Below are 1,412 nucleotides of genomic sequence, written 5' to 3'. Positions count from 1 at the left end.
ATGTCCCGCATGCAGCTCACCGCGATGGTGGTGGGCGGGATGGTGGGCGCGGGGATCTTCTCGCTGCCGCGCACCTTCGCCGGGGCGACGGGGCCGTTGGGGGCGGTCATCGCGTGGATCGTCGCGGGCACGGGCATGTACATGCTCGCGCGCGTGTTCCAGGCGCTGGCCGAGCGCAAGCCCGACCTGGATGCGGGCGTCTTCGCCTATGCCAAGGCCGGCTTCGGCGACTACCCGGGCTTTCTGTCGGCCTTCGGCTACTGGATCAGCAGCTGCATCGGCAACGTCTCCTACTGGGTGCTGATCAAGTCCACGCTGGGGGCCTTCTTTCCGGTCTTCGGCGACGGCAACACGGTCATCGCCATCGTCGTGGCCTCCGTGGGCATCTGGCTCTTTCACTTCATGATCCTCAAGGGCGTGCAGCAGGCGGCCTTCATCAACACGGTGGTCACCTTCGCCAAGGTGATCCCGATCCTGGTGTTCATCGTCATCCTGGCCTTCGCGTTCAGGATGGATCTGTTCAACGCCAACCTCTACGGGGGCGACCTCACGGGCAACATCTTCGAGCAGGTGCGCGCCACCATGCTGGTGACGGTGTTCGTCTTCATCGGCATCGAGGGGGCGAGCGTGTATTCGCGCTACGCCCGGGAGCGCTCGGACGTGGGGCGCGCCACCATCATGGGCTTCATCGGCGTGACCGGCCTGATGGTGCTGGTGACCATGCTGCCCTACGCGGTGCTGCAGCGCGCGGACATCGCGGGCATGCGCCAGCCCTCGATGGCCGCGGTGCTCGAAGCGGTGGTGGGCCACTGGGGGGCGGTCTTCGTGAGCCTGGGGCTGATCGTCTCGGTGCTGGGGGCGTACCTGGCCTGGTCGCTGATCTGCGCCGAGGTGATGTTCACCGCCGCGCGCACCGAGGACATGCCCTCGGTGTTTGCGCGCGAGAACGCCAACAAGGTGCCGGCCAATGCGCTGTGGCTGACGAACATCATCGTGCAGCTGATCGTCATCACGACCTACTGGTCGCGCGACGCCTTCGCGCTGATGCTGAACCTGACCAGTTCGATGTCGCTGATTCCGTACCTGTTCGTGGCGGCCTACGGCGTGCTGCTGTCCAAGCGCGGCGAGAGCTACCAGGTGCGCCCGCAGGAGCGGATGCGGGACCTGTTCATCGCGGCGGTGGCGGCCCTGTACACGCTCTTCATGATCTACGCGGGCGGGCTGAAGTTCATCCTGCTGGCCGCGGTGCTGTACGCGCCGGGCACTGTCCTTTACGTCTGGGCGCGGCGCGAGCGGGGCAAGCCGGTGTTCTCGCCGATCGACTGGCTCATCCTCATCCTCATCGTCATCGGCGCGGTCGTGGGCCTCTACGGCCTCGCCACGGGCGTCATCACCATCTGAACAGGAGACTC

The 1,412-nt window shown here is 66.2% G+C and carries 1 protein-coding gene; it reads left to right on the top strand.

Features of this window, described 5'->3' with window-relative positions; all coding sequences use genetic code 11:
- Positions 1-1,401: basic amino acid/polyamine antiporter (locus WKW77_RS34945; protein WP_340361470.1), on the top strand; the 1,401-nt coding region annotated here is incomplete at its 5' end.
- Positions 1,402-1,412: the final 11 nt, after the last annotated feature.

Origin of the sequence: Variovorax ureilyticus, from assembly GCF_037889935.1 — a bacterium.
Taxonomy (GTDB): Bacteria; Pseudomonadota; Gammaproteobacteria; order Burkholderiales; family Burkholderiaceae_C; genus Variovorax; species Variovorax ureilyticus.
This window is presented reverse-complemented; position numbering and strand designations above follow the sequence as displayed.